Origin of the sequence: Mesorhizobium sp. M1066 (assembly GCF_040318635.1) — a bacterium.
In the GTDB taxonomy this organism is placed as follows: Bacteria; Pseudomonadota; Alphaproteobacteria; order Rhizobiales; family Rhizobiaceae; genus Mesorhizobium.
The window spans coordinates 1-25,140 of the sequence record NZ_JAMYMR010000058.1 but is presented as its reverse complement, the minus strand read 5'-3'; the positions used below and the strand labels follow the sequence as shown (position 1 = coordinate 25,140).

Genomic DNA, 25,140 nt, shown 5'->3' with positions numbered 1-25,140 from the left:
ATCCTCGGCACCGTCACGTCAACCGAATGCCGAAATTACTTCACAGAGGCAGGCTATGCCCAACCTAAATTCATCCCGCTCTAGACGCGCGCAGTGCCACTTTCCCGGCTGCCAAAATGCCGTGCCGGTGATGCGGCCGCTCGATCGTCACTTCGCCCTCGTTCTGATCCGCAGCCTGCCTCAATGATTCCGACCAGTGCGCGAACAAACTCAACCATATCGTTTGCCGTGACGGCGGCCTTGTCGGGACTTTGCCCAATCCGCTCGGCGGCTGCGCAACATGACAGGCGGATGAAATCGTAGTGTGAATCCCTTTCATCCTCCGGCATCGCTGCCAATTTCATCGCTTGTCGATAAATCAACCGCAGCAATTGTTCGAGAGCTGCTCCGACACTCATGCGTGTGCTCCGCATTGGTCCACGGTCCCGCCAAACTGCAAAGGGGCGCGCGATGGAACGTCGACGAGGAGGTCCTTCCCCATTCCCCCGTGATGTGGAAGGCTGCATCATGGCTGTTAATATATCGTTTATTGCTAATATAATGACATTCCGCGTCAGTGTTGGCAAAGCCCGCCGCCGTGAGGCAGCGGACTTGCGCGGCGGAAAACTTTTCCGTGGCGTTACAGCGACACCAGCACTTCCTGCGATTTCAGATCGATGGCCGATCGAGCAGCCGGCCAATTTCCGAAATGCGCGGTTGAATCTGGATATTGATCAAACCTTCATTCATCCTTCCAGATGCGCTTCTCCCAGCTAATCTCGACCAGCCGCAGAATCGGATCCTGGTCGACTGGATGAAAGGCACCTTGTGTCCGCATTTTTCGCAGCGAACCTTCGCTCGCACCTGCTCAGTGGCACATTCCGATAAACTCTCTCAGTTCCAAGGGCTTGTAGAAGCGTTTAATGTTGCAATGGCCGCATGGAATGCGTGCCACCTGCCCCGCCTTGTGGGCATGCATTGACGTCCAAGGGGCGCCCATTCTTGTCGCCGTTCGGATTGGGTGCCGGTGCCTCTCGCACGTCTCGCGGTGGCGGGTCGACATGTTCAAGCTCAGGCGGGGCTTCTTTGTCCGGTTCGGGCTTCGATCGTGGTTCTTTGATCTTGCTTGGCATAATCGAGTTAACAGCACTGCCGGTCCCTTGTTCCCCGTAGCAAGCAGAAAACCTGAATGCGTGGGAACCGGGAACGCTGAAGAGCGTTTTTTCGCATGCTCAAGAAGATCGCTCTCGCCGCCGTGCTGGTCCAGGTTGCCGCGTTTTCGGCTCTCATCACCCAGACGGTCCTCTTCGCGTCCACGGCCACACAGGCCGCCGACGCGAAGCTCGGCGACGCAGTCGCCGTCACCATTGAGAACGAACGGGACAAGGCGGCGCAGCCTATTGTTGCCGGCCAATGTCCAACGCGGCTTGTGGCGAGCAAGGTCTTCACGGGGAACGTAATTACGGCGCAACAATAACTCGCCATCGATGCCGGCCATCCGTCGATCCCCCCAATTTAAGTCAGGGCAATGTGCTTGAAAGCACAATGATTCCTGTTACTTGCGGCGTAGGGCGAGTGCGTTTGGGTTGGGCAAGATTGGTATGATTTCATCGAATATGGAATGCCCGCGCTGTCATGGCAGCGGCCGGGTTTTCGACTGCTCCAAGTGGTATGCGTCAAACGGGCACTGCTGCCCGCAGGGAACCCATCGGGGTGGCTGCCCCGGAAAGACGAGCGCCTGCACGGAATGCGACGGCTTGGGGACGATGGCGGAGCCTCCGCTGAGAGCGGTGGCGTAATCTGCGAGAGCCGCGCATGCCGCTGATGACGGCGCGGAGGCGCCCGAACGAGCATATTTTACTCTGCTGGTGTTTCTGCGCGTGGTGCGGCCAGAACCGTGATGTCCATCCTGGCGATCTTGGATGCCGCGCGGCCTTGCGCGCCAGCATCCATATCGCCGCCTGCGGCAACCATGATTTTGGCCAGATGTCCCACGGCGTCCGCGCTGCGGCCCGGCGAAAATCCTTCCCCGGTTTGCGGCTTCCCCACTGCCGTTTGTTTTTTTCCGGGACATGCGGATGTTGACTTGCGATAGCGGAAACCATTGAACCTCCTGTGGCGACGCTTCGAACACTATATTAGCGTTGACTGTTGCGAGACTGACCCAGCCAGTCGCCAAAAACCGCACCAGGGAGTTCGAACAAAAGATCGAGCCGCCCCGCTACAAGGTGAACTGGTAGGGCAGCTCACCTTGCAGCGATGTGAAAACGACGATGCAGGCCCAGCCATCCTGGTAGCGCCGCCCCTTTTATCAAGGCTAAGCGGTAATCCCACCGCGACCTGACCTTGTGCCGTCCATCCAAGGGAACTGAGCAAGCGGGTCCTGCAGGATCTTGACGGATCTTGCGAAGCCGGCGACGGCATCGCGCGCCACCGTCAGCGGAACCTGGCCGTCGTAAGCACGCTGGCAGGCTCGAAAGGCCGTTTCGAAAATCGGACCCCGCCTTTCCCTTGGCCACTCGTCAAAGAAGTCAAAGGCGTCGTCGAGGCACCCTATTTCTTGAATGAACTCGCCATTCTTGACCAGGACCGGTCGGTCGAACGTCCTGTCACTCATCTAATCCTCCATTCGGCACGGTGGGTTGTTGCTGGTTCGGGTCATCATGCGATTGCATGCTCCGGCTCGGCCAACATGCCGCCACCTCCACGCCCAGGCGGTACCGTTGCAATGGCCGGGATTGGCGGCGGATCATCGTCGTCATCTCGCCAGGGGTGCCGCATCCAACCGAGGCGGCTCTTCCTGCGGCGCCGGTCGAAAGACGGGCTGACGGTGCCCGGCATCTTTGAAATACGCGGTTCCCGCCCGGATTCGTCCAGGAGGTGGAGGGCGCGAAGTATGTCGCTGACTTCCACGATGGCGCCATTGTCCAATTGCCGCAACGCGGGATTGTCAGGAACCGCATGAACGTCGGAAGCCCAGAAAGCGAGCAAAGCCCGCTTTGCGCCGATTGTCATCGTCTCCTCGTTCAGGACGTCATCTGGCGTCCGCAACCCCGCGGGGTCCGCGGCAAGATTTTTCGGTTCGGGTTGGTAAAAACTGTAAGCTTCGGTTCTCATCTCCATTCTCCGCGATCTGTGCCTCCCGGCGAACCGGGAGGCGGACCGTAGATTTAGGTTCCTGGGAATCAGGCGACCTCGCGTTGAGGCTCCGCATGCCAATCGATCGGCTGCTTCTTGTCGGGTTGCTCGAGCGAAGCCGCTTTGGCTTCGGATCCTATCTCTATGCGCCGAGGCTTGAGTTCCTCGGGCACTTCGCGGATCAGGTCCACCGACAGCAAGCCATTCTCGAGGTTGGCCGCCTTGACCTTTACGTGATCGGCAAGTTTGAACACCTGCTTGAAGTTGCCCGTCGCCAAGCCGCGATGAAGGACCTCCCGATTTTCCTGGTCGGGTTTCCTTTGGCCGATGACAGACAATTCGGGGCCGTTCTGCATGAGTTCGACCTCATCGAGAGCGAAGCCGGCGATAGCCATCGTAATGCGATAGTCGTTCTCGCCAATCTTCTCGATATTGTAGGGAGGCCAGTCGGAGCGCCCGCTTTTCTCGAGCATATCGAAGAGACGGTCGAAGCCGACCGTTGTGCGGTAAAGAGGGGTATAATCAAAGCTTCTCATAGCCATATCCTCCGTGAAGCAACATGGGTTACGAGGCTGTCGCAGCGCCGCTGCGACGCCAATATGTCGAGCCGAAGCCTCGACGGAAACGATCTGGTAATCGTGTTTTTTTCCGTCAAGAGGGGCGTAAAAAATTTTCTGGCCGGCAGGCAGATCCAGCGAGCCATGCTCTTCGGCGGGGAATTCCGCCACACCGTACGAGGTCCGCTGAAGCGGATGCCCAAGGCGCTGCCTTGCGTGCTGGCGGTCACTGCGCGATGTTGGCGGCGGGGTGGAGCGAATCATGCGAAAAATTTTGATGTCCGGACTGCTGCTCGCGGTGGCCTTTTCCGCGAACCCGGCCCACGCGCTGGACAGCAGAGGCACGCCTGTCGTCGTGACCCCTCTTGCGTCGCGCACGACGACCGCGTCCGGCCAGCCGATCACGCTGCCGCAGAAGAACGTGCAGGTGCTGGTCTCGACCTACGACATCGCGCCGGGCGCGACCTTGCCGGTCCACAGGCACCCTTTCCCGCGCTATGCCTATGTCCAGGCCGGCACGCTAAAGGTCACCAATGTCGAGACCGGCAACAGCAACACCTACAAGGCTGGCGATTTCATCATCGAAATGATCGGCCAGTGGCATCAGGCCACCAATATCGGGGATGTCGAGGTGAAGCTTCTGGTGATCGATCAGGTCGAGCAAGGCGCCAAGAATACGGAATTGCGCCAATAACCGCGAAGTTCGTGCCCGAAGGCGGAAGGCTGTTCGCGCTTTCGCTGCGACCGGCCCGGTGCTAGGGCTGGCCGGGAAATCATGGACTGGATCGCCCCTTGACCAAAGCTCTCCGCCTGCCGCTGATCGAAATCTGTGTCGAAGGCATTGACGGCCTTCTTGCGGCGCAAGCCGCCGGCGCCGACCGGGTCGAACTATGCGCCAGCCTCATCGAAGGCGGCATCACGCCGAGCCTCGGCACGGTCCGCGCCGCCATCGAGCAGGCAAGCGTGCCGTTTCACGTCATGGTGCGGCCGCGCGGCGGCGATTTTCTCTACAGTGAGACCGAATACGCCTCGATGCTGGCCGATGTCTCGGCACTGCGCGAACTCGGCGTGGCCGGCGTGGTGTTTGGCTGCCTGAACGCCGATGGCACCATGGACGAGGCGCGCATGAGCGAACTGACGCAAGCCGCTGGCCCCTCGAACGTCACCTGCCATCGCGCCTTCGACATGACGCGCGATCCGGCCGAGGCGCTCGAATCGCTGATCCGCAGCAAGGTCGGCCGCGTGCTGACCAGCGGCCAGCGTGACACTGCCATCGAAGGCTTGCCGCTGTTGGCGGATCTGGTGCGGCAGGCCGGCGACCGCATCGTCATCCTCGGCTGCGGCGGCCTGGATTTGCACAACATTGCCGAGGTGCGTAGCAAAACCGGCCTGTCCGAAATGCATTTTGCCGCCCTCAAGGATGTGCCGAGTGCCATGGACTACCGCAATCCCCATGTCGGCATGGGTGGCTCCGATCTCGATCGCGAGTATCGCAACACGCTGACCGACACACCACTGGTGGCGGCAACGATCGCGGCGGCCAAGGCATGACCTCGACCCCTGTCCCGATAGCCCGTGTAGCGGCCGCAGACGAAGCGGCGATCCTGGCGCTCAACAACGAGCATGCCGCCGAACTGTCGTGGCTGGAGGCTGAGGGGCTGTCCTTCCTGCTTGGCGAAGCATTCTATGCGCGCCGCATCGGCAATCTCGAAGCCTTCATTATGACCTTCGACCAGGACGCCCGCTACGACAGCCCGAATTTCCTGTGGTTCCGCGAGCGCTATGAGCGGTTCGTCTATGTCGACCGCGTCGTCGTGGCGGCGCATGCGCGCGGCCGCGGCCATGCCCGCCGCCTCTATCAGGATCTGTTCGGCCACGTTGAGCGCGCCGGCTACAATCTGGTCACCTGCGAAGTCAACACCGACCCGCCGAACCCCGCCTCGGATGCCTTTCACGCCGCCCTTGGCTTCACTGAGGCTGGCGACGCCGTCATCCACGGCGGCAAGAAAGCAGTCCGCTATTACATCAGACGAACCTCCGTCTGAGGCCAGGCGGATCGAGCTGAAGACGGGGCTACTGGAACAAGGCTGTCGCACTCACCAGCGTCATCCAGAACCCCCAGACCAATGGGATGCCGACCAGCAGCCAGGCCAGCGTCAGTTTGATTGAATTGCCGTTGCCTTGCGCCATGTCGGTCTCCTCAGAGCATGATCCCGAAAAGTGGGCTCCGGTTTCGGAAAAGATCAAGCTCAAACAATACGATAGAGCCCATCCCGATTCTATCGGGATGGACCTGGCTCTAAGCCACCGCTGGTTCGGTCTTCATGTGGAAGCGTGCATTGACCGGCCGCATCATCAGGTTGAGCAGGAGGCCGACAACCAGCAGGCCGGCCATGATGTACATGGTGACCGTGTAGGCGTCGGCCTTCGCCACGCCGCTGTCGATCTGGTACTGCCTGATATAATTCACCAGCACCGGGCCAAGCACGCCCGCCACCGACCACGCGGTCAGCAATCGGCCGTGGATGGCGCCGACGTAACGCACGCCGAAGACGTCGCGCAGGTAGGCGGGAATGGTGGCGAAGCCGCCGCCATACATGCTGAGGATGATCCCGTAGAACAGCACGAACAGGAAGACGCTGCCGGTCTGGCCGGTCCAAGGCACCGCCGCATAGAGGACGACGCCCAGCGCGAAGAAGATGGCATAGGTTGTCTTGCGGCCGATATAATCGCTGGTCGAGGCCCAGAAGAAGCGGCCGAGCATGTTGAAGATCGACAACAGGCCGACGAAACCGGCGGCAGCGGCCGGCGAGATGCGTCCCGGGAACATCTCCTGGCTCATGGCCGAGGCTTGCCCGAGCACGCCGATGCCTGCCGTCACGTTGAGGCACAGCACACCCCATAGCAGCCAGAACTGCGGCGTCTTCAACGCATCGTCGAGATGGACATTGGACGTCGTCACCATCGCATCCTGTGCCGCCGGCGGCGTCCATCCGGCGGGCCGCCAGCCTTCCGGCGGCACCCTGACGATAACAGCCCCAATCAGCATGAAGACGAAATAGACGATGCCCAGCACGAGGAAGGTTTCAGCGACGCCGATATGCTCAGGCGTCGAAAACAGCTTCATCAGATAAACCGACAGCGGCGAGGCGATGAAGGCGCCGCCGCCGAAGCCCATGATCGCCATGCCGGTTGCCATGCCCGGCCGGTCCGGAAACCAGGTGATCAGCGTCTTGACCGGCGAGATGTAGCCGAGGCCGAGACCGATGCCGCCCAGCACGCCGTAGCCGAGATAGATGATCCACAACTGGTGCAGATAGACGCCGAGCGCCGAGACAATGAAGCCGCCACCGAAACAGCAGGCGGAAGCGACCATGGCTTTGCGCGGCCCGACACGATCCAGCCAGCCGCCGCCGAACGCCGCCGCAATGCCCAGGAACAGGATCGCGATCGAGAAAATCCAGCCAAGGCCGGTCAGCTTCCAGTCGTCGGGCGCCGAGTCGGTGATGCCGATCAGCTTCGACATCGGCAGGTTGAAAACGCTGAACGCATAGGCCTGGCCGATGCAAAGGTGTATGCAGAGCGCTGCTGGCGGCACCATCCACCTGCTGAAGCCAGGCTCGGCGACGGTACGTGAGCGGTCGAGCCAGCCGCCCGCCCTCTCCCCGGTCGTGTCCATTCCATCCTCCCAGATGCGTCTTCGAACCATCTTCTCAGATGTGTCCTGCGAACAAACTAGGCGGGTGAGCCGGTGAGGCAATAAGGAATGCCTGTCATAAGACCAATGTCTAATGAGACTGGCCTATATCGGAAAGCAGGTCATTGCTTTCCAAAAGTTATATTAGAGATAATTAATTGATTGTCTGCTTATGAAGCGCGATCCACTCCACCTGCACTCGCGATCATCTGGCCGGGCACGACGGCATTCACCAGTTGCGGTTGAGCCATTCGCGCGCCGGGCGCTCGATGAGGTAGTAGCTGCAGAGCGCGCAGGCAAAAACGCCGGCCAGCATCGGGATCGGCGAGCTGCCTTGTTCATCGACGAATTTGTAGAACGGCTGCTGCCACAGATAGAGCGAGTACGACCACAGGCCCAGCGTCGCCATCGGCCAGGAGGACAGCAATCCGGAAAAATACCGTGGGCTGAAATCGAGTGCGTTGACGGCCAGAGCCAGCAGCGGCACCGCGAAGAGATAGTGGATCGGCGTCGGCACCTGATCCAGGAACAGGACAACGGCGCAGATCGTTGCCACCAGGGCCACATGCTTGCCTCTCAAAAACGCCGGCAGCCTGCCGTCGGCCTTGAGCAGGCAGATCGAAGCCGACAGCAGGATCGACGCGATGTGCACGTCGGTGCGCCAATAAGTGGTTTCGTAGTCCATCCCGAAGACCCAGTACGAAACCGCGCCATTGGCCATGGCCAGCAAGGCCAGCGCAAGGAGCAGCACGACGACGCGAGAGCGACTTGAGACGATGACGCTGATCAGCGCCAGGATGATGTAGGCGTGCTCCTCGATGCAGAGCGACCAGATATGGTCGAGCGCCCCTGCCCGCGCCACGAGAATGCCGGCGTAATTGTAGGTGAATGTCAGCGCCGTCAGCGCCGCCTTCCATTTGAAGGCGATGAACGTGCCGGACAGCGCGATCATCGCGACGACTACGAAGACCAGAAGAGCCGGATAGATGCGGGAGAAGCGGCGTTTGAAGAATTTTTTCAGCGGGTAGCGTTCGATGAACAGGATCTCGCCCATCAGCCGGCCGCTGAGCACGAAGAAGAATTCGACGCCCAGCACGCCAAGATTTATTCCCGGAACCGGAAAGAAATGGCCGATCAGCACCAGCGCGATCGAAAGCCCGCGCCAGCCGTCGAGATAGGCCAGTCTTGTTCTGGTTGATCTGTCGGCGGCGGATCGGGACGGAACGACATGCGTCGCGGAAATGTCGGTCATGCCGATCCTCTCGCAATAGGTATGCGAAGGGTACGACGGTACATTTCGAACCCATCTCGCATTCCCGCCCAAATCCATATTGCAGTGCAATATGGATTTGTGCAAGTGCGAGATTGCCGCCGGTGCGGTTCCAGGTGAAGTGTCGGCGGAAGAAATTGCTCAGGTAAACGATTGGTGCGGGGGGCGATCCATCAAAAGTTTGGACAATTACAGGTCGTCCCAAAGGAAAAGGGGCCGCATGACCCCTTCTCCCGTGTTCACAACTGACCGTATCAGGCGTTGGCGGCAGCCACCGCGCGCTTGGCCATCACCGCGATCAGATTGGCGCGATAGTCGGCCGAGGCATGGATGTCGGTCATCAAATTCTTCGCCGGCACTTTCACCCCTTCGAGTGCCGAGGCCGCGAAGTTCCCGGCTAATGCGGCCTCGATCTCCTTCGAACGAAAAACGCCGTCGTCGCCGGCACCGGTGACGGCGACGCTGACGCCATCCTTGCCCTTGGCCACGAACACGCCGACGATGGCGTAGCGCGATGCCGGATTGCGGAATTTTTCATAGGCCGCCTTGGCCGGCGCGGTGAAGGTGACGGCGGTGACGATTTCGCCATCCTTCAACGACGTTTCGAACAGGCCTTTGAAGAATTTGTCGGCTGATATCTGGCGCTTGTTGGTGATGATGGTGGCGCCCAGCGCCAGCAGCGCCGCCGGATAATCGGCCGCCGGATCGTTGTTGGCGATCGAGCCGCCGATCGTCCCCTTGTGGCGCACCGCCGGATCGCCGATCAGCGATGCCAGATGAGAAAGCGCCGGACAGACCTTCTTCAGCTTCTCGTCATTGGCAACAGCGTGATGCGTGGTGGCGGCGCCGATGGCGACGGTCTCGCCCGACACCGTGACGCCCTGCAGCTCCGTGATCCGCGACAGGTCGACAAGGTCGGACGGCGCGGCAAGCCGCGTCTTCATCGCCGGGATCAGCGTCATACCGCCCGAAAGCAGCTTGGCGTCGCCGGTCTTGATCAGCTTGGCGGCATCGGCGACCGAGGCGGCGCGGTGATAGTTGACTGCGTACATTTGTCTTTCTCCCCTGGGTGAAAGAGCGAACAGGAAGTAGCGAACATCGCGTTCTCCCCCTATTCGCTACTCCCTATTCGCCATTCGCGTTCAATGTTTCGTCGCGCGGATCGCGGCCCACACGGTGGACGGCGAAGCCGGCATGGCAAGATCGTTGCTGCCGATGGCATCGGTGATGGCGTTGATCACCGCCGGCGGTGAGCCGATGGCGCCGGCCTCGCCGCAGCCCTTGATCCCCAACGGATTGCCCGGGCAAGGCGTGTTCGAGGTCGAGACCTTGAACGACGGCAGATCGCCGGCGCGCGGCATGGTGTAATCCATGTAGCTCGCGGTCAGCAATTGTCCGCTGTTGTCGTAATAGGCGCCTTCGAGCAGTGCCTGGCCAATGCCTTGCGCCAGCCCGCCATGCACCTGGCCCTCGACGATCATCGGGTTGATGATGTTGCCGAAATCGTCGGCGGCGACGAACTGGACGATCTCGGTGACGCCGGTTTCCGGGTCGACCTCGACCTCGCAGATATAGCAGCCCGCCGGGAAGGTGAAATTCGACGGATCGTAGAACGCCGTCTCCTTGAGCCCGGGCTCCATGCCGCCCGGCAGGTTGTGGGCAGTGTAGGCGGCCAGCGCCATCTGGAACCACGGCACGTTCTTGTCGGTGCCGGCCACCTTCAGCGCGCCGTTCTCGATAATGATGTCGCCTTCGTCGGCCTCGAGCAGGTGCGCCGCGATCTTCTTGGCCTTGGCCTCGACCTTGTCGAGCGCCTTGACGATGGCTGACATGCCGACCGCACCCGAGCGCGAGCCATAGGTGCCCATGCCCATCTGCACCTTGTCGGTGTCGCCATGCACGATCGAGACCGAATCGAGCGGCACGCCGAAGCGCTCATTGACCAGTTGCGCGAAGGTCGTCTCATGGCCCTGGCCGTGGCTGTGAGAGCCGGTCAGCACCTCGATCGTGCCGACCGCGTTGACGCGCACTTCCGCCGATTCCCAAAGGCCGACACCGGCGCCGAGCGAGCCGACGGCCGCAGACGGCGCGATGCCGCAGGCCTCGATGTAGCAGCTCATGCCGATGCCGCGCAGCAACCCCTTGTTGGCGGCGGCGGCCTTGCGCTTGGCGAAGCCGGCATAATCCGACGCCTGCATTGCCGCATCGAGCGAAGCGGCATAGTCGCCGGCGTCATAGCACATGATGACCGGCGTCTGATGCGGAAACGAGGTGACGAAGTTCTTGCGCCGCAGCTCAGCCGGCGAAACGCCGAACTGGCGGGCCGCCGTCTCCATCATGCGCTCCATGACGAAGGTCGCTTCCGGCCGCCCTGCCCCGCGATAGGCATCGACGGGCGCGGTGTTGGTGTATATCGCCTTCACATTGGCGTGGATGGCCGGGATGTTGTACTGGCCCGACAGCAGCGTCGCATAGAGATAGGTCGGCGTCGCCGATGAAAACAGCGACATATAGGCGCCAAGATTGGCTTGGGTTTCCACCTTCAGGCCGAGGATCCTGTGGTCCTTGTCGAAGGCCATTTCAGCATGGGTGTGATGGTCGCGGCCATGCGCGTCGGTCAGAAAACTTTCGGTCCGATCGGCCACCCATTTGACCGGCACGCCGGTCTTCTTTGACGCCCACAGGCAGACGATCTCTTCGGGATAGATGTAGATCTTCGAGCCGAAGCCGCCGCCGACATCGGGCGCGATCACGCGCAGCTTGTTTTCCGGCGCGACATTGTAGAAGGCGCTCATCACCAGCCGCGCCACATGCGGATTCTGCGAGGTCGTCCAGCAGGTATAGTGATCCTCGGCCTTGTCGTAATGGCCAAGTGCGGCGCGCGGCTCCATGGCGTTGGGCACCAGCCGGTTGTTGATGATGTCCATCTTGACGACATGGGCCGCCTTCCCGAAGGCCGCCGCGGTGTCGTCGGCATTGCCGATGTCCCAGTCGAAGATCAGATTGTTGTCCGCTTCGGGGTGGATCTGCGGCGCACCCTTGTCCATCGCCTTGGAGGCATCGACGACGGCCTTCAACTCCTTGTAGGTGATCTCGACCGCCTCTGCGGCGTCGCGCGCCTGCCCCTTGGTCTCGGCGACGACGATGACGACGGCGTCGCCGACATAACGGACCCGGTCGAAGGCGAGTGGCGACCACGCCCCCATCTTCATGGGCGAACCGTCCTTGGAGTGGATCATCCAGCCGCAGATGAGATTGCCGATGCCGTCGGCCTTGAGTTCCTTGCCGGTCAGCACGCCGATGACGCCGGGCATGCCTTGAGCCTTCTTCACATCGATCTTCTTGATCTGCGCATGCGCGTGCGGACTGCGCACGAAGGCGGCGTGCTTCATCCCGGGAACCACCATGTCGTCGACATAGCGGCCGGCGCCCGTGATGAACCGTTTGTCTTCCTTGCGCGCGACCCGAGCGCCAACACCTTCAATGCCCATCAGAAATTCCTCCGGAATTTATGGGAGTAGGGCAGTAGGGGTAAGGGAGTAGGGAAAAAGAGGCCTCGTTGCGTTGGCCTTTTTGCCCTACTCCCCTACTGCCCTACTCCCTTATTCCCTTGCCTTAAGCAGCTTGTTTCGCCTTACCCTTCGACCCCTTCATCGTCATCGATGCGGCGAGAATCGCCTTGACGATGTTGTGGTAGCCGGTGCAGCGGCAGATGTTGCCGTCGAGCTCGGCACGCACCGTCGCCTCGTCGAGCCCTTCGGGGTGGCGGCTGATCATGTCGGTCGCCGTCATGATCATGCCGGGCGTGCAGAAGCCGCATTGCAGCCCGTGATGTTCCTTGAAGGCAGCCTGCACCGGATGCAGGTCGGCGCCATTGGCCAGGCCCTCGATCGTCAACACGGTGGAGCCGGAGGCCTGCACCGCGAGCATTGTACAGGATTTGACCGCCTTGCCGTCGACATGGACGACGCAGGCACCGCATTGCGAGGTGTCGCAACCGACATGTGTGCCGGTAAGACCGAGATTTTCCCGCAGGAAGTGAACCAGAAGCGTTCGGTCCTCGGCAGCACCGCTGACCCGCTTTCCGTTCACCATCAACGAAACGTCCGACATGGTCCCTCCCTGGGTATCAACCTTGGTATCCACGCTGCCGACGCGGTATTCGCGCTTCGGTGGTGCATTATTCGTACACCGCACATCGGACAAAAAACAGCACGTCGCAAACGCGGAACATTGTACTTTCGGTCATGGCCGCGCCCAAACATGCGGTGCCGGTGGCCCCATTGCCAAACCGCCGATTGAAGGCAACAATGTCGGTCGACGCCCGCGCCAGAAGCATTTAAAAACACCCGCGCACAAAAAAAGCGTCGGAGGAAATGCGGAGAACATCGCTGGCCAATTCACAGACGCGCTATGCATGCGGCCTGTCGGCGCTCACCACGGACGAGCCCGACATGGAGGCGTTCGCCAAGGCGATCGCACTGGAAGCGGCCGCCATCGACGCAGGCTTTGCCCTGCTGTTCTTTTCCCAGAGCCTGGTCGAAGCCAGCGCCCTTTCCCAGGCGCTCATGACCCACGCACCGGCGCTCCACCACGCCGGCTGTTCGACTGCCGGCGAGATCACGCCGCAAGGTCTTGAGGATGGTCATGTGCTGGCCATGCTGCTTCCGTCCACCGCGTTCTCCGCCGTTAGCGTGATGGTCGAAAATCTGTCCTCGTCGGGTATGGACAGGATCACCGGCGAGGTGGAGACCCTGCGGCGATCGCTGCGCGCGCGCCTCGGTTGCGATCGGACCAAAGGCACTTTCGCGCTCTGCTTCATCGACGGGCTCTCTTATGCCGAAGAAGCGGTGAGTTCAGCCATCCACTGGGGCCTCGATGACATACCGCTGCTTGGCGGCTCCGCCGGCGACGATCTGAAATTCGAGACGACGCGCCTGATCTCGAACGGCAAGGTCACCTCCGACAGCGCCATCATCGTGCTGATATCGACCGAAATTCCCTTCCATGTCTTCAAGACCGACAACTTCGTTCCCACCGATGAAAAACTGGTGGTGACGGCTTCCGATCCCGATCACCGCATCGTGCGCGAATTCAACGCCACCAATGCGGCGCAGGAATATGCCGCGTCCGTCGGCATCGTCGCGCAGATGCTGACGCCACTGAGCTTCGCCTCGCATCCCGTGGTGGTGAAGGTGGGCGGCCAATATTATTGCCGATCGATCCAGAAGATGCATGCCGACGGTTCGCTGTCGTTCTTCTGCGCCATAGACGATGGCGTCGTGCTGTCGATCGCCCAACCCAAGGACATGGTCGAATCGACGCGCGCCGCCCTGCGCGATGTCGAGGAGAGGCTTGGCGGCATCGACATGATCCTCGGCTTCGACTGCGTGCTGCGCCGGCTGGACGCGCGCAATCGGCAGGTGTTTCGTGAGATCTCGGAACTCTACCGGGTCAACAATGTCATCGGCTTCGGCACCTATGGCGAACAGTACCGGTCGATGCATCTGAATCAGACTTTTACCGGCATCGCCTTCGGCGAGCGCCAGGCGGCGGAATAGGACGGCGCAACAAGATGCCGCTGAGGGACATAAACGATCTTGAAAAGCTGAAGAAGATCAACGCGGCACTGGTCAGCCGCGTCGAGCGCTCGATGGACCAGCAAGGCAACGCCTTTTCGCTGTTCCAGACCGCGATTTCGCTGGAAAACCGGGTGCGCACACGTACCGAGGAACTTCACTCGACCTTACGGAGGCTGGAGCAGTCGAACATCGACCTCAGCGCCGCCAAGGAAAACGCCGAACTGGCGAACCTGTCGAAAACCCGTTTCCTCGCCGCTGCCAGCCACGACGTGCTGCAGCCGCTGAACGCGGCCCATCTCTCGGTTTCGGCGCTCGCCGAAGTTCAGACCAGTGACGAGGGCAAGAAACTGGTGCGGCAGGTCGAGCGCTCGCTGGAGACGATGGAGGACCTGCTGCGAACCCTGCTCGACATCTCCAAGCTCGATGCCGGCGTGGTGCAGCCCGACATAAACGATGTCAGCCTGGAGGCGCTGTTCTCGTCGCTTCGCTCGGATTTCCTGCCGGTGGCGGAGATGAAAGGCCTGTCGCTGAAATTCCGGCCGGTCCATGCGGTGGTCCGCTCTGACCGCACGCTGCTGCGCCGCATCCTGCAGAACATTCTTTCCAACGCGCTGGGCTATACACGCTCGGGCGGCGTGCTTGTCGGCACCAGACATCGCGGCGACACCATCCGCATCGACGTCGCCGATACGGGCTGCGGCATTCCCGACGACCAGCGCGAGGCGGTGTTCGAGGAGTTCCATCGCGGCACCTCGCCGGCCAATGCCGAACTGGACGGTGGCGGTCTCGGGCTCGGGCTTGCCATCGTGCGCCGCATGGCCAGCGCGCTCGGTCATCCCGTGACATTCTCGTCGAAAGTCGGACGCGGCACGATCTTCCACATCGATGTTCCCGTCGGCATCGGTGCGCCAGCCGATGCCATCGCCAGCGTTACCGACATGGAACGGCCGCGCGGCTATGGCCTGTTCGGCACCAAGGTGCTGCTGGTCGAAAACGATATCGAAGTGCTGCAGGCCATGACCTTCCTGCTCGAACGCTGGCAATGCCTGGTGCGGGCCGCGACCTCGACCGACGATGCGCTCGACATGCTTGGCGACACCGACTGGGTCCCCGACATCGTCATTGCCGACCAGCATCTCGACGGCGGCGATCTCGGCACCACGACCATCGCCGAAGTCCGCGACTATCTCGGCCGCGCCGTGCCGGCGCTGATCGTCACCGCCGACAGTTCGGAAGCGGTCGCCAAAGCCGCCCGCTCCGGCGGCATCGAACTGATGCGCAAGCCGCTGAAGCCGGCACAGCTAAGGGCGCTGCTGGCACATTTGCTGGCTTAGCTTCATACCCTTCCCTTGAGGGGGAGGGTTAAGCTCAAAACCCCGCCTGATCGCGAAACAGCTCGGCATTGTCCAGCTTCGAAACCTCGATCACCGCCTGCGTGCGGCTATAGACATTGAGCTTGCGCAATATCTCCGAGACATGCGCTTTCACGGTGGTCTCTCCCACCTGCAGCTCGTAGGCGATCTGCTTGTTGAGCAGGCCCTGGCGCAGCATCTGCAGCACGCGCAGTTGCTGCGGCGTCAGCGTCGATAGGCGCTGAACCATGTCGGCGCGGTCGACGCTTTCGGCGTCGGGTGTGCGGCCTTCATAAGTTTCCGGCACATAGATCGCGCCTTCCATCACCGAGCGTATGGCGGCGGCGAGGTCGCTCTTGCGCGCCGATTTCGGGATGAAGCCGGCGACACCATAGGACAGTGCCTCGGAAATGATCTTCGGCTCCTCATAGCCCGAGACGATGACCACCGGCAGGCGCGGATAGCGGGTCCGGAGCTGCAGCAGGCCTTCAAAGCCATGCACGTCGGGCATGTTGAGGTCGAGCAGCGCGAGATCGAACGGCTTGGCGCCGGCCAGAAGGTCCAGCGCCTCGGTGATCGAGCGCGCCTCCACGGTGTCGACTTCCGGGTAGGCCATCTGCACGGCGCTGTGCAGCGCCTCGCGAAACAGCGGGTGATCGTCGATGATCAGGAACCGGGCGCGATCGTGGGTTGCGGTCATAGGGGTTCATTTTCAGTTCGTGGGCGATTAGAATAGCCTCGTCAGCATGGCCAGATTATTGCCAAATAGTATATCGCCATCTCCGGCGGAAAGTGCCGCCGGCACTTTCTCGACCAAATCGCCTTGTCCAGGCCCCCAAATCGATCGAATGTTCCGGCAACCAAGCAGAGACCCGCATGACAGAATTCGTCCTTCCCTTGCCCGCAACCGCATCGGTGGCCATTGCGGGCTCGTCCGATCGTTTCGCGGTGCGCCGTATCTACTGCGTCGGCCGCAACTACGCCGCACACGCCCGCGAATTCGGCAATGACGAGCGTGATCCGCCCTTCTTCTTCACCAAGCCGGCCGACGCGGTGGTCGATTCCGGCACCGCTATCCCCTACCCGCCGCTGACGGCCGATCTGCACCACGAGATCGAACTGGTGGCTGCGATCGGCAAAGCCGGCTTCCGCATTCCCCGCGACAAGGCGCTGGACCATGTCTGGGGCTATGGTGTCGGCATCGACCTCACCCGCCGCGATCTGCAGGACGAGGCCAAGAAGGCCGCCCGTCCGTGGGACTGGTCGAAGGCCTTCGACCGCTCCGCGCCTTGCGGCCCGCTGATCCCCGCGGCGAAATCCGGCCACCCACGGAAGGGCCGCATCTGGCTCGCCGTCAACGGCAAGGTCAGGCAGGATGCCGACCTCGCTGAACTGATCTGGCCGATATCGGATATCGTGTCGATCTGCAGCGAGGCGATGGAGCTCGAGCCCGGCGACCTGATCTTCACCGGTACGCCGGCAGGCGTCGGCGCGGTTGGCCCCGGCGACACGATGACCGGCGGCGTCGACGGCATCGGGACCATCGAAGTGACCATCGGCCAGCCGAAGTGAGGCCATGAGCGAACTCGTCCTGCACAACTACTACCGCTCCTCCACCTCCTACCGGGTGCGGATCGCGCTGGAGATGAAGGGGCTGAGCTACGACTATGTCCCGCATCATCTGCGCCATGGCGAACATCTGGAACCAGCCTATCTCGCGGTGAATCCGCAAGGGTTGGTGCCAGCGCTGGTGCTCGGCGACGGCACGTTGCTGACGCAATCGCTGGCGATCATCGAATTCCTCGACGAGACCAGCCCGGAACCACCGCTGCTGCCGAAGGACCTGGCGGGCCGGGCACGCGTGAGAATGCTGGCGCAGATGATCGCCTGCGACATCCACCCGGTGAACAATCTGCGCGTGCTGACCTCGCTGCGCACGCTGTTCGGCGCCGGCGACGAAGACATCACCAACTGGTTCCGCCATTGGGTGAACGAGGGCTTTCAGCCGCTTGAAAAGATTATGGCGTCGTCGCCGGAGACGGGCACATTCTGCCATGGCGATGCACCGGGCCTGGCCGACATCTGCCTCGCCGCGCAGATTGCCAGCAACGCCCGCTTCGGCGTCGACTTGATCCCCTACCCGACGATCGCGCGCATCAATGCCGCCTGCATGGCGCTGCCGGCCTTCCAGAAAGCCGCGCCCCAGAACCAGATCGATGCCGAGTAGAAAAGCAACCGACCCAGGTGAAGCCAAGGCGCTGGCCGATATAGAGGCTTATGGCTGCCACATCTTGCATGTGCTGGAGGAAGGCGACGATCCGCCTTTCACCTATTCGGTTGGAATAGAGCACAACTTCAAGGCGCCGGAACTCATCGTCATCGGCCTGAAGCCGGAAATCTCCCAGTTCATCATCAACGAGTATTGCAGCCGCGTCCGCTCCGGCGAGGTTTTCCAACCAGGGCAGCGATCGTCCGGTTTTATCGAAGGTTTCGACTGTCAATTCGGCGCCGTTCATATCGAACACTATCGCGAGCATTTCGGCTGGGACCTCTGGTTCTACGACGGCCTGGATTTCGGTGTTCTCCAGCTGATCTATCCCACTGTGGACGGCATCTGGCCATGGCAGGCCGAGGCGAGCGACTGGTTCCGAGCCTGGCAGCCGCTTCTCGACACCGCGCCGTCGCCATAGGCCTATCTGCCGACGCGCAGCGTCAACGCCCAGAACAGCAGCGCCAACAGGCCGATGCCGGCGCCAAGCACACAGACGCCATTCCAGCCCATTGCACCATAAGCCATGGTCGAAGCGATGGAGCCCAGGGCGCTGCCGACCGAGTAGAAGATCATGTAGCCGCCAACCAGTCGGCTGCGCGCATCCGGGCGCCGGGCGAAGATCAGGCTCTGGTTGGTGACGTGGACGGCCTGGATCGCCAGATCCAGCATGACTATGCCGGCGACGAGCAACCACAGAGACATGCCCATGAAGGCGATCGGCAGCCAGGCCGCCATCATCAGCAGCAGGCTGAGGCCGGTGACCAACTGGCTGCATCCACGATCGACGAGGCCGCCGGTCCAGCGCGCACCGAGCGCGCCGGCGACGCCGGCAAGGCCGAAAAGCCCGATCTCGGTATGCGAAAGTGAAAATGGCGCGACGCTCAACGGCAGCACCAGCGGCGCCCACAGCACGTTGAAGCTGGCGAAGATCAGCATGGCCAGCACCGCCCGCACGCGCAGCAGCGGCTCCTGCGCGAACAGCAGCAGCACCGAAGCGAGCAGGCGTGGATAGGATGTGCGTGGCCGCTCCGCCTCGTGGCGCGGCAAGATCAGGTAGAGAACCATCGCCATGACGAGCGTCAACATGGCCGAGACAAGATAAACCCAGCGCCAGCCGGCGAAATCGGCGACGATCCCCGAAGCGAAGCGGGCAAGCAGGATGCCCAGGATGACGCCGCTGGTGACGGTGCCGACCGCCCGCCCCCGCTCCGATGCTACAGCGAGGTCGGCAGCGAAGGCGACCAGCACCTGCACCACCACCGCAAGCAGCCCGACCACCGCCAGGCTCGCCAGCAGCATCGCCGCGTTGGGCGCGACCCCGACCGCCACCAGCGCCACGGCAGACAGAATCGCCTGCCCGGCAATCAGCTTGCGACGATCGAACAGGTCGCCCAGCGGCACGATGAAGAACAGGCCGAGCCCATAGCCGATCTGCGTGACCGTCACCACGATGCCGACCGAGGCCGGCGCGATAGCAAAATCATGCGCTATGGCGTCGAGCAGCGGATGAGCGAAATAGATATTGGCGACGCTCAGGCCGCAGGCGATGGCGAAGATCAGCGCGGTCAATCGTGACAATCCCGTAGGCGGCAGCGCCACCCGATGCGGCCCATCGGAATGCTCGAGGCTTGTTGCACCGCTGTTCGCCACCTGCATGTTCATGTCGCTCTCCACAAAGGTTTCAAATTGAAACCTCTTGCTGGATAGGCGGAACAGTTTTATGTTGCAACCGAAATCAGAGCATTGGACCAACGACTGCCATGGTGAAACGAACGAGCCACCACGAAGCGGATTGCCTCATAGCGCGACCACTGGACGCGATCGGCGACTGGTGGTCGCTGCTCATCGTGCGTGATGCCTTCGACGGCTTGCGGCGCTTCGGCGAATTCCAGAAGAGCCTCGGCGTCGCCAAGAACATCCTGTCGTCGCGGCTGCGCAATCTTGTCGCGCATGGCATCCTCGAAACGGTCCCGGCGCCCGACGGCAGCGCACATCATGAATATGTGCTGACGCAAAAGGGACGCGGCCTGTTCTATGTCCTGGTTGCCCTGCGGCAATGGGGCGAGACCTATTTCGCCGGACCGGGCGAGCCCTACACCTTCATGGTCGACACGCTCGCCGGACGGCCGATCAAGCGCCTGGAAGTTCATGCCGAGGACGGGCGGCGACTTGCCCCCGGCGAGACCCGGCTTGCCGACTTTCGCACCCGGGAAACCGGATAGGCGCCTGCGCCCTGCCATGTCTGGCGGAATCGATTTCCGCTTGACCGGACAGGGAATCGGCTATCGTTTCCCGCAGCACAGCAGCGTGGAGTGACCGATGAAAGCCGTCGTCTTCGAGAAATTCGGCGAAGCGCCGACGATCCAGACCGTTCCTGATCCGAAGCCGGCAGCTGATGGCGTCGTCATCAAGGTCGAGGCGACCGGTCTGTGCCGCAGCGACTGGCATGGCTGGATGGGTCATGACGACGGCATCACGCTGCCGCATGTGCCGGGCCACGAGCTGGCCGGCGTCGTTGTTGCCGCCGGCAAGCAGGTCACCCGCTGGAAAGCCGGCGAGCGCGTCACCGTGCCGTTCGCCGTCGGCTGCGGCCGCTGCTTCGAGTGCAATTCGGGCAATCACCAGGTCTGCGAACACCAGACACAGCCTGGCTTCACCGGCTGGGGCTCGTTTGCCGAATATGTCGCCATCGAACACGCCGACACCAACCTGGTGCGCTTGCCCGACGAGATGGAATTCGCCACCGCCGCCAGCCTCGGCTGCCGCTTCGTCACCTCGTTTCGAGCCATCGTCGACCAGGGTCGGGTGAAGCCGGGCGAATGGGTCGCGGTGCATGGCTGCGGCGGCGTCGGCCTGTCGGCTATCATGATCGCCAGTTCAATGGGCGCCAATGTCATCGCCATCGATCTCACCGACGAGAAACTGGATTTCGCCAAAAAGATCGGCGCCGTCGCCACCATCAATGCATCTACGACACCGAACGTGGTCAAGGCGGTCAAGCAGATCACCAATGGCGGCGCGCACATGTCGATGGACGCGCTCGGCCACCCCACCACCTCGTTCAATTCGATATCCAATCTGCGCCGGCGCGGCCGCCATGTGCAGGTCGGCCTGATGCTGGGCGAGCATGCCCGGCCGCAGGTGCCGATGGACAAGGTGATCGCCTTCGAACTCGAAATCCTCGGCAGCCACGGCATGCAGGCCTACCGCTACCAGGCGATGATGGACATGATCCGCAACGGCAAGCTGAAGCCCGAACTGCTGGTCGGCAAGAGGATCAGCCTCGACGAGGCGCCCGCGGCCCTGATGGCGATGGGCGGCTTCGAGGGCATCGGCATTGGGGTGGTGACGAAGTTTTAGGCGAGGACGGCACCGTCGTCAGGCGATCGCGCGTCGTGGCAATTCCTGCTTCGCGAATCGCTTGGCCCCGACGACGCAAAGCACGACGCCAAGCGTGACGACCACCATCAGCGGGCTGACCTGCTCGTGCAGCAGCGTCGCTGCCAGTGCGAGGCCGAAAAAGGGCTGCAGCAGCTGCAACTGCCCGACCGCGGCGATGCCGCCTTGCGCCAGCCCGCGATACCAGAACACGAAGCCGATCAGCATGCTGAACAGCGAGACATAGGCAAGCCCGATCCACGCACTGACGCCGACGCCGTCGAACGACGGCGGCATGGTCATCAGCGTCAGCACCAGCATGATCGGCAGCGACAGCACCAGCGCCCAGCAGATCACTTGCCAGCCGCCAAGCTTGCGTGACAGCGCGGCACCCTCGGCATAGCCCAGACCGCAGGCGATGATGGCAGCCAGCATCAAACCATCACCCACCGGCGAGGCCGTCACGCCCTGCGTCAGGGCAAAACCCGCGACCAGCGCGCTGCCGATGCATGAAAACAGCCAGAACGCCGGGCGCGGCCGATCGCCGCCGCGCAGCACGCCGAAGATCGCAGTGGCCAGCGGCAGCAGGCCGACGAAGATGATGGAATGGGCCGTGGTGACGTGCTTCAGCGCCAGCGCGGTCAGCAAGGGAAAGCCGACCACCACGCCAAGCGCGACGATCACCAGCGACAGCAGATCGCCGCGCTCCGGACGCTTTTGCCGAAACAGGAGCAGCAGCGCCAGGCCAAGCAGTCCGGCAATCGCCGCCCGGGCCGAGGTCAGGAATGTCGGATCGAAATCCCTGACCGCCACGCGCGTTGCCGGCAGCGAGCCGCTGAAGATCAACACGCCGATGAATCCATTCATCCAGCCACTCGCGGTCTTGTCCATCGTATGCTCCGTTTGTCGGCTCCGTATCGCGCGGAGCCGGTAGTATCGCCAGAGACAATGCGGTACAATTATACACAACTGTTATGCTTAGAAGAGCAGTACGGATGGACAAACAGACCACAGGAAGCGAGAGCAGTGGTACGCTGGTCGAAGGTGTCATGGCGACGATCCGCCAGCGGATCGCGGCGCGCAGCCTGACGCCGGGAGCGCAATTGCCGTCGATCCGCGCCTTTGCCAAATCCATGCGAGTGTCCAAATCCACCGTGGTCGAAGCCTATGAGCGGCTCGCCGCCGAAGGCGCGATCCGCTCGCGGCCGGGCTCCGGATTCTATGCCGCCGGATCGCTGGCGCCGCTGTCGCTGGCCGAGATTGGTCCCCGCCTCGACCGCGCGGTCGATCCACTCTGGATCTCACGCCAGTCCCTGGAGGCCGGCGACGACATGCTGAAACCCGGCTGCGGCTGGCTGCCGGCCTCGTGGATGCCGCAGGCAGGTCTGCGCCGGGCACTGCGCACGGTAGCGCGTGCCGACGATGTCGCACTGGCCGATTACGGCACGCCGCTCGGCCTGCCACCGCTACGGCAATTGCTGGCGCGGCGTATGGCCGGGCACGGCATCGAGGCCTCTCCCGAGCAGATCATGCTGACGGAATCAGGCACGCAGGCCATCGACCTGTTGTGCCGGTTCCTGATCGAGCCCGGCGACGCCGTGCTGGTCGACGACCCCTGCTACTTCAACTTCCACGCTCTGTTGCGCGCCCACAGGGCCAAGGTCGTCAGCGTTCCCTACACGCCGTCGGGGCCGGATATCGATCTGTTCGCGCAGGCGCTGGCCGAGCATCGGCCGCGCCTCTACATCACCAATTCCGCCATCCACAACCCGACCGGCGCGGTGCTGTCGCCAGTCACCGCCCATCGGCTGCTCAAGCTCGCCGACCAATCGGATCTGACCATCGTCGAAGACGACATCTTCGCCGATTTCGAACATGCGCCCGCCCCCAGGCTGGCGGCGTTCGATGGTCTCAACCGCGTTGTCCACATCGGCAGCTTCTCCAAAACGCTTTCGGCGTCGGTTCGCTGCGGCTTCATCGCTGCACCGCGCGACTGGATCGAGCCCCTGACCGACCTCAAGATCGCCACCACCTTCGGCGGCGGCCGGCTCGCGGCCGAACTGGTGCTGACGCTGCTCAAGGACGGCAGCTACCGCAAGCATATGGATTTGCTGCGCGCGAAGCTTGCCCGCGCCATGGGCGAGACCAGCGTTCGTCTGAAGGCGATCGGCATCTCACCCTGGATCGACCAGCCGGCCGGCCTGTTCCTGTGGTGCAGCCTGCCGGATGGCGTCGATGCGGCTGAAGTGGCCCGCCGCGCTTTGGCCGACAACATCGTGCTGGCGCCCGGCAACGCATTCAGCCTGTCCGGAACGGCCAGCCGCTTCCTGCGCTTCAACGTCGCCCAATGCACGGACGAGCGGATTTTCAAGGTGCTCGAGGCTGCGATGGCGCGTTGACGCGCATCAAGCGGACCCTGTTGCCTGTGCAACCTTCGACTGCTAGGGAACCACAAGCGCACTCGAGAGAATGTCTGCGCCATCATTTTCCGGATAGCGTTTATGGGAACCAGCAAGTCAGCAGACAAGTAGGCCGCAACAGCAGTTCGTTGTTGCGGCGGCCCGTCATTTCCCATCTTCAGTGAGAACGGCAGATCGCCGCCAAATGTAGCCATTTGAGCGGATGTTCAATCATGCCTTGTCCAAAAAACCCGACATGGACCACTTCCCTGCCAGCAGCCATGGTGCTGATGGCGCCCTTCGACATCCTGGCCTCGCTGGCCATGGATATCTACCTCCCGATCGTCCCGGCGATGCCGGGAATCCTCAAGACATCGCCTGATGTCATCCAGTTGACGCTGAGCCTCTACATGATCTGTCTTGGGCTCGGCCAAATCGTCTTCGGCCCGATTTCCGACAGGATCGGCAGGCGTCCGGTGCTGATCGGCGGCGCTCTTTTATTTGCAGGCGCTTCCGCCCTGCTCGCCTGCACCTCGCTGGCCATGGTGTTCGTCGCCTTGCGGGTCCTGCAGGCCATCGGTGCATCCGCCGTTCTCGTTGCGACCTTTGCAACGGTTCGCGACGTCTATGCGCAGAGGCCTGAAAGTGCCGTCATCTACGGCCTGTTCAGTTCTATGCTGGCCTTCGTGCCGGCGTTGGGGCCGGTTGCCGGTGCATTGATCGCCGACAATCTCGGCTGGCGCGCGATCTTCCTGACGCTCGGCGGTCTGGCGGTAGCCGCCACCCTCAACGCATGGCCGAGATGGCATGAAACACGGCCCACCAATGGCAACGACAGGCGAATGGCGTTTCGTCCCATTCTCTCCAGCTTCGCCTTCTGGGCGTATACGCTCGGCTTCAGTGCCGCCATGGGCGCCTTCTTCGTGTTCTTTTCGACGGCGCCCCGGGTGCTCATGGACCGCGCCGGCTTTTCACAGCTCGGTTTCGGCCTGGCCTTCGCCACCGCGGCGCTGGTGATGATCGTGACCACCCGCTTCGCCAAAAAGTTCATTGCACGTTGGGGCATCGCGGGCAGTGCTATCAGAGGCATGGCGATGTTGCTGCTCGGCGCGGCTCTGCTGGCGGCCGGGCAACTGTTCGCGGCGCCGTCCTTCGAGACATTCGTCGGCCCGATGTGGATCATTGCCGTGGGCATCGTCTTCACTGTTTCGGTCACCGCGAACGGCGCACTCGAGGCCTTCGGCGATGTCGCGGGAACCGCCGTCGCGCTCTACTTCTGCATCCAGAGCCTTGTCGTCGGCACCCTCGGCACGCTGTTCGTCATCGTGCTCGGCGGAGACACGGCGTGGCCATTGGTGGGCTACTGTTCGGTCATGGCGACGCTCACACTAGGCGCGCTGAGATATTTGCGGAAACGCCAAACCGAATAAACGGGCCAGGGTAGTGTGCTGAGAGTTCTGCAAATTCGCTGAGAGAGGGCGGTCATGGCAGGCTGGTGATGTTCAACGTCACCGAT

General features: G+C 62.3%; 26 protein-coding genes. 14 read left to right on the top strand and 12 right to left on the bottom strand.

Annotated features, from left to right (window positions below):
- Window positions 1-80 precede the first annotated feature (80 nt).
- Window positions 81-398, bottom strand: a complete 318-nt coding sequence (locus NKH52_RS33035) for a hypothetical protein (RefSeq protein ID WP_352629399.1) — start codon at window positions 396-398, stop codon at window positions 81-83.
- A 109-nt stretch (window positions 399-507) separates the two neighbouring features.
- Between NKH52_RS33035 and NKH52_RS33030 the strand changes: the two genes are divergently transcribed.
- Complete coding sequence (locus NKH52_RS33030; RefSeq protein WP_352736444.1) at window positions 508-756, top strand: hypothetical protein; 249 nt, start codon at window positions 508-510, stop codon at window positions 754-756.
- A gap of 451 nt (window positions 757-1,207) precedes the next feature.
- Window positions 1,208-1,456 carry a hypothetical protein gene (locus NKH52_RS33025; RefSeq protein ID WP_352736442.1) on the top strand — a complete coding sequence of 83 codons (249 nt, stop codon included), beginning with the start codon at window positions 1,208-1,210 and terminating at the stop codon, window positions 1,454-1,456.
- An 840-nt stretch (window positions 1,457-2,296) separates the two neighbouring features.
- On the opposite strand, the gene NKH52_RS33020 is transcribed toward NKH52_RS33025, so the two are convergent.
- Window positions 2,297-2,596 carry a DUF982 domain-containing protein gene (locus NKH52_RS33020; RefSeq protein WP_352736441.1) on the bottom strand — a complete coding sequence of 100 codons (300 nt, stop codon included), beginning with the start codon at window positions 2,594-2,596 and terminating at the stop codon, window positions 2,297-2,299.
- Between the two features lie 568 nt (window positions 2,597-3,164).
- A complete protein-coding gene (locus NKH52_RS33015) occupies window positions 3,165-3,653 on the bottom strand; it encodes an Hsp20 family protein (RefSeq protein ID WP_352629391.1) in 489 nt (162 codons plus the stop codon).
- A gap of 283 nt (window positions 3,654-3,936) precedes the next feature.
- Between NKH52_RS33015 and NKH52_RS33010 the strand changes: the two genes are divergently transcribed.
- From NKH52_RS33010 to NKH52_RS33000, 3 genes are all read left to right on the top strand, one after another.
- Window positions 3,937-4,368 carry a cupin domain-containing protein gene (locus NKH52_RS33010; protein WP_352736439.1) on the top strand — a complete coding sequence of 144 codons (432 nt, stop codon included), beginning with the start codon at window positions 3,937-3,939 and terminating at the stop codon, window positions 4,366-4,368.
- 98 nt (window positions 4,369-4,466) lie between these two features.
- Entirely contained in the window at window positions 4,467-5,225 is a 759-nt protein-coding gene (locus NKH52_RS33005; RefSeq protein WP_352736437.1) for a copper homeostasis protein CutC, read from the top strand.
- Window positions 5,222-5,719, top strand: a complete 498-nt coding sequence (locus NKH52_RS33000) for a GNAT family N-acetyltransferase (RefSeq protein ID WP_352736435.1) — start codon at window positions 5,222-5,224, stop codon at window positions 5,717-5,719. The genes NKH52_RS33005 and NKH52_RS33000 overlap by 4 nt, the downstream gene beginning before the upstream one ends.
- Window positions 5,720-5,747: 28 nt before the next feature.
- On the opposite strand, the gene NKH52_RS35560 is transcribed toward NKH52_RS33000, so the two are convergent.
- The 6 genes from NKH52_RS35560 to NKH52_RS32975 all read right to left on the bottom strand — a co-directional run bounded on the left by NKH52_RS35560 (window position 5,748) and on the right by NKH52_RS32975 (window position 12,754).
- Entirely contained in the window at window positions 5,748-5,864 is a 117-nt protein-coding gene (locus NKH52_RS35560) for an MFS transporter small subunit (protein ID WP_502906405.1), read from the bottom strand.
- Window positions 5,865-5,973: 109 nt separating this feature from the next.
- Window positions 5,974-7,353, bottom strand: a complete 1,380-nt coding sequence (locus tag NKH52_RS32995) for an L-lactate MFS transporter (protein ID WP_352736433.1) — start codon at window positions 7,351-7,353, stop codon at window positions 5,974-5,976.
- A 247-nt stretch (window positions 7,354-7,600) separates the two neighbouring features.
- The gene (locus NKH52_RS32990) at window positions 7,601-8,623 is read right to left on the bottom strand and encodes an acyltransferase family protein (protein WP_352736431.1); all 1,023 of its coding nucleotides are present in this window, start codon (window positions 8,621-8,623) and stop codon (window positions 7,601-7,603) included.
- Window positions 8,624-8,895: 272 nt separating this feature from the next.
- Entirely contained in the window at window positions 8,896-9,693 is a 798-nt protein-coding gene (locus NKH52_RS32985; RefSeq protein WP_352736429.1) for an FAD binding domain-containing protein, read from the bottom strand.
- A 90-nt stretch (window positions 9,694-9,783) separates the two neighbouring features.
- On the bottom strand, window positions 9,784-12,132 hold the full coding sequence (locus NKH52_RS32980; RefSeq protein ID WP_352736427.1) for a xanthine dehydrogenase family protein molybdopterin-binding subunit: 2,349 nt from the start codon (window positions 12,130-12,132) through the stop codon (window positions 9,784-9,786).
- A gap of 124 nt (window positions 12,133-12,256) precedes the next feature.
- Entirely contained in the window at window positions 12,257-12,754 is a 498-nt protein-coding gene (locus NKH52_RS32975) for a (2Fe-2S)-binding protein (protein WP_127291588.1), read from the bottom strand.
- A 263-nt stretch (window positions 12,755-13,017) separates the two neighbouring features.
- Here NKH52_RS32975 and NKH52_RS32970 point away from each other — a divergent pair, with 263 nt between their 5' ends.
- Window positions 13,018-14,202, top strand: coding sequence for an FIST N-terminal domain-containing protein (locus NKH52_RS32970; RefSeq protein WP_352736425.1), 1,185 nt, complete (start codon window positions 13,018-13,020; stop codon window positions 14,200-14,202).
- A gap of 14 nt (window positions 14,203-14,216) precedes the next feature.
- Window positions 14,217-15,557 (top strand): hybrid sensor histidine kinase/response regulator, encoded by a 1,341-nt coding sequence (locus tag NKH52_RS32965; RefSeq protein ID WP_352736423.1) that lies wholly within the window; start codon window positions 14,217-14,219, stop codon window positions 15,555-15,557.
- A 34-nt stretch (window positions 15,558-15,591) separates the two neighbouring features.
- Here NKH52_RS32965 and NKH52_RS32960 read toward each other — a convergent pair whose 3' ends face one another.
- Window positions 15,592-16,275, bottom strand: coding sequence for a response regulator (locus NKH52_RS32960; RefSeq protein WP_023812226.1), 684 nt, complete (start codon window positions 16,273-16,275; stop codon window positions 15,592-15,594).
- Window positions 16,276-16,451: 176 nt separating this feature from the next.
- Between NKH52_RS32960 and NKH52_RS32955 the strand changes: the two genes are divergently transcribed.
- The 3 genes from NKH52_RS32955 to NKH52_RS32945 are packed head-to-tail and all read left to right on the top strand — an operon-like array spanning window position 16,452 to window position 18,265.
- Window positions 16,452-17,147: a fumarylacetoacetate hydrolase family protein gene (locus NKH52_RS32955; protein ID WP_352736421.1), complete on the top strand. Its 696-nt coding sequence runs from the start codon at window positions 16,452-16,454 to the stop codon at window positions 17,145-17,147.
- A gap of 4 nt (window positions 17,148-17,151) precedes the next feature.
- Window positions 17,152-17,802: a maleylacetoacetate isomerase gene (gene maiA, locus NKH52_RS32950; RefSeq protein WP_352736419.1), complete on the top strand. Its 651-nt coding sequence runs from the start codon at window positions 17,152-17,154 to the stop codon at window positions 17,800-17,802.
- Window positions 17,792-18,265 carry a DUF4262 domain-containing protein gene (locus NKH52_RS32945; RefSeq protein ID WP_352736417.1) on the top strand — a complete coding sequence of 158 codons (474 nt, stop codon included), beginning with the start codon at window positions 17,792-17,794 and terminating at the stop codon, window positions 18,263-18,265. Before maiA ends, NKH52_RS32945 begins: the two co-directional genes overlap by 11 nt.
- Before the next feature lie 2 nt (window positions 18,266-18,267).
- On the opposite strand, the gene NKH52_RS32940 is transcribed toward NKH52_RS32945, so the two are convergent.
- A complete protein-coding gene (locus NKH52_RS32940) occupies window positions 18,268-19,509 on the bottom strand; it encodes an MFS transporter (RefSeq protein WP_352736415.1) in 1,242 nt (413 codons plus the stop codon).
- A 98-nt stretch (window positions 19,510-19,607) separates the two neighbouring features.
- Here NKH52_RS32940 and NKH52_RS32935 point away from each other — a divergent pair, with 98 nt between their 5' ends.
- Both NKH52_RS32935 and NKH52_RS32930 read left to right on the top strand, forming a co-directional pair.
- Window positions 19,608-20,069, top strand: a complete 462-nt coding sequence (locus tag NKH52_RS32935; protein WP_127291610.1) for a winged helix-turn-helix transcriptional regulator — start codon at window positions 19,608-19,610, stop codon at window positions 20,067-20,069.
- A 97-nt stretch (window positions 20,070-20,166) separates the two neighbouring features.
- Complete coding sequence (locus NKH52_RS32930) at window positions 20,167-21,207, top strand: zinc-dependent alcohol dehydrogenase family protein (protein WP_127291613.1); 1,041 nt, start codon at window positions 20,167-20,169, stop codon at window positions 21,205-21,207.
- 18 nt (window positions 21,208-21,225) lie between these two features.
- Here NKH52_RS32930 and NKH52_RS32925 read toward each other — a convergent pair whose 3' ends face one another.
- Window positions 21,226-22,116: a DMT family transporter gene (locus tag NKH52_RS32925; protein ID WP_023812234.1), complete on the bottom strand. Its 891-nt coding sequence runs from the start codon at window positions 22,114-22,116 to the stop codon at window positions 21,226-21,228.
- A gap of 104 nt (window positions 22,117-22,220) precedes the next feature.
- Between NKH52_RS32925 and NKH52_RS32920 the strand changes: the two genes are divergently transcribed.
- Together NKH52_RS32920 and cml are read left to right on the top strand one after the other, a co-directional pair.
- Window positions 22,221-23,624, top strand: a complete 1,404-nt coding sequence (locus tag NKH52_RS32920) for an aminotransferase-like domain-containing protein (protein WP_352736412.1) — start codon at window positions 22,221-22,223, stop codon at window positions 23,622-23,624.
- 233 nt (window positions 23,625-23,857) lie between these two features.
- On the top strand, window positions 23,858-25,054 hold the full coding sequence (gene cml / locus NKH52_RS32915) for a CmlA/FloR family chloramphenicol efflux MFS transporter (RefSeq protein ID WP_352736410.1): 1,197 nt from the start codon (window positions 23,858-23,860) through the stop codon (window positions 25,052-25,054).
- Window positions 25,055-25,140 lie beyond the last annotated feature (86 nt).

Excerpts from the sequence above, each read along its gene's own strand:
- NKH52_RS33035 (WP_352629399.1), bottom strand. The coding sequence starts at position 398 with ATGAGTGTCGGAGCAGCTCTCGAACAATTGCTGCGGTTGATTTATCGA.
- NKH52_RS33030 (WP_352736444.1), top strand. The coding sequence starts at position 508 with ATGGCTGTTAATATATCGTTTATTGCTAATATAATGACATTCCGCGTC.
- NKH52_RS33025 (WP_352736442.1), top strand. The coding sequence starts at position 1,208 with ATGCTCAAGAAGATCGCTCTCGCCGCCGTGCTGGTCCAGGTTGCCGCG.
- NKH52_RS33020 (WP_352736441.1), bottom strand. The coding sequence starts at position 2,596 with ATGAGTGACAGGACGTTCGACCGACCGGTCCTGGTCAAGAATGGCGAG.
- NKH52_RS33015 (WP_352629391.1), bottom strand. The coding sequence starts at position 3,653 with ATGAGAAGCTTTGATTATACCCCTCTTTACCGCACAACGGTCGGCTTC.
- NKH52_RS33010 (WP_352736439.1), top strand. The coding sequence starts at position 3,937 with ATGCGAAAAATTTTGATGTCCGGACTGCTGCTCGCGGTGGCCTTTTCC.
- NKH52_RS33000 (WP_352736435.1), top strand. The coding sequence starts at position 5,222 with ATGACCTCGACCCCTGTCCCGATAGCCCGTGTAGCGGCCGCAGACGAA.
- NKH52_RS35560 (WP_502906405.1), bottom strand. The coding sequence starts at position 5,864 with ATGGCGCAAGGCAACGGCAATTCAATCAAACTGACGCTGGCCTGGCTG.
- NKH52_RS32995 (WP_352736433.1), bottom strand. The coding sequence starts at position 7,353 with ATGGACACGACCGGGGAGAGGGCGGGCGGCTGGCTCGACCGCTCACGT.
- NKH52_RS32990 (WP_352736431.1), bottom strand. The coding sequence starts at position 8,623 with ATGACCGACATTTCCGCGACGCATGTCGTTCCGTCCCGATCCGCCGCC.
- NKH52_RS32985 (WP_352736429.1), bottom strand. The coding sequence starts at position 9,693 with ATGTACGCAGTCAACTATCACCGCGCCGCCTCGGTCGCCGATGCCGCC.
- NKH52_RS32980 (WP_352736427.1), bottom strand. The coding sequence starts at position 12,132 with ATGGGCATTGAAGGTGTTGGCGCTCGGGTCGCGCGCAAGGAAGACAAA.
- NKH52_RS32975 (WP_127291588.1), bottom strand. The coding sequence starts at position 12,754 with ATGTCGGACGTTTCGTTGATGGTGAACGGAAAGCGGGTCAGCGGTGCT.
- NKH52_RS32970 (WP_352736425.1), top strand. The coding sequence starts at position 13,018 with ATGCGGAGAACATCGCTGGCCAATTCACAGACGCGCTATGCATGCGGC.
- NKH52_RS32965 (WP_352736423.1), top strand. The coding sequence starts at position 14,217 with ATGCCGCTGAGGGACATAAACGATCTTGAAAAGCTGAAGAAGATCAAC.
- NKH52_RS32960 (WP_023812226.1), bottom strand. The coding sequence starts at position 16,275 with ATGACCGCAACCCACGATCGCGCCCGGTTCCTGATCATCGACGATCAC.
- NKH52_RS32955 (WP_352736421.1), top strand. The coding sequence starts at position 16,452 with ATGACAGAATTCGTCCTTCCCTTGCCCGCAACCGCATCGGTGGCCATT.
- maiA (WP_352736419.1), top strand. The coding sequence starts at position 17,152 with ATGAGCGAACTCGTCCTGCACAACTACTACCGCTCCTCCACCTCCTAC.
- NKH52_RS32945 (WP_352736417.1), top strand. The coding sequence starts at position 17,792 with ATGCCGAGTAGAAAAGCAACCGACCCAGGTGAAGCCAAGGCGCTGGCC.
- NKH52_RS32940 (WP_352736415.1), bottom strand. The coding sequence starts at position 19,509 with ATGAACATGCAGGTGGCGAACAGCGGTGCAACAAGCCTCGAGCATTCC.
- NKH52_RS32935 (WP_127291610.1), top strand. The coding sequence starts at position 19,608 with ATGGTGAAACGAACGAGCCACCACGAAGCGGATTGCCTCATAGCGCGA.
- NKH52_RS32930 (WP_127291613.1), top strand. The coding sequence starts at position 20,167 with ATGAAAGCCGTCGTCTTCGAGAAATTCGGCGAAGCGCCGACGATCCAG.
- NKH52_RS32925 (WP_023812234.1), bottom strand. The coding sequence starts at position 22,116 with ATGGACAAGACCGCGAGTGGCTGGATGAATGGATTCATCGGCGTGTTG.
- NKH52_RS32920 (WP_352736412.1), top strand. The coding sequence starts at position 22,221 with ATGGACAAACAGACCACAGGAAGCGAGAGCAGTGGTACGCTGGTCGAA.
- cml (WP_352736410.1), top strand. The coding sequence starts at position 23,858 with ATGCCTTGTCCAAAAAACCCGACATGGACCACTTCCCTGCCAGCAGCC.